General features: G+C 61.9%; 1 protein-coding gene. It reads right to left on the bottom strand.

Going from position 1 to position 803, the window contains the following annotated elements; all coding sequences use genetic code 11:
• Positions 1 to 767, bottom strand: a 767-nt coding sequence (locus Y707_RS22825) for an ABC transporter substrate-binding protein (RefSeq protein ID WP_253905029.1), incomplete at its 3' end; no start/stop codon positions are given.
• Positions 768 to 803 lie beyond the last annotated feature (36 nt).

The raw sequence follows: 803 nt of genomic DNA, 5'->3' as shown, positions 1-803 counted from the left end.
GCGAGTTCACCGTGCGCGTTGCGGGAGAGCACCTCATACGGTGGAACGACATCCGATGACGGCAATTCCTTGAACAGCTGCCGCTGATCCGACGAAAGCCGATCCATATCCAGTACCGGGAATTGTCCCCACACTTGCGGGTCTGCCTTGGCGGCCTGCTGTTCAGGGGACAGGGCGAGGTTGGCGACTACCATGGCGCCCGCCGCGTCAGACGCGTTGGCCGGAAGCGCCAGGAAACTCGCGTTACCGACGGTTCCTTCCTCCAGCGTGAGTACTTTCGTCGATTCCGGCAGCGCCCCCGATTCGACCAGATCGGTCAATCTGGCCGGTCCATAGGTCATGGTCATATCCACTTCCCCGTTGGCGAAGAGCCGGTTCAGGGCCTGCTCATCACGGGGATATGTGCGCCCTTCGCGCCACAGTGACGGCTCAAGCTCCTCCAGCCTCTGTATTGCCGCCGGTGCAAAGCGGTCGAAGTCCTCTTGGGAGAATGTCTGCGGAACTTCGCCGGCACCGCCGGCGGTACTGAGCAGAACCTCCCGCAGGAACACGCTGCCCGTGAAGTCCGGCGGCGCCGGATATGTGAAGCGCCCCGGATTCTCTTCGGCCCACTCAAGAATCCCTTCCAGGCTGGTGGGTGGATCGGTAATGGCATCGGAGTTATACACATAGGTGAACTGTGCCTTGTGCCAGGGCGCTTCGCAGCCGTCCACCGGGATGCCGAAATCGTGGGTGATCAGCGGATCGTCAGGGTCGGTGTATTCCATATTGGGCAGCAGATCCGTCCAGGCGCACCGTCAGGC

Origin of the sequence: Arthrobacter sp. H14 (assembly GCF_000520495.1) — a bacterium.
Lineage (GTDB): Bacteria > Actinomycetota > Actinomycetes > Actinomycetales > Micrococcaceae > Arthrobacter_C.
The sequence above is the reverse complement of the archived record's forward strand: the minus strand, read 5'-3'. Positions and strand labels throughout refer to the sequence as shown.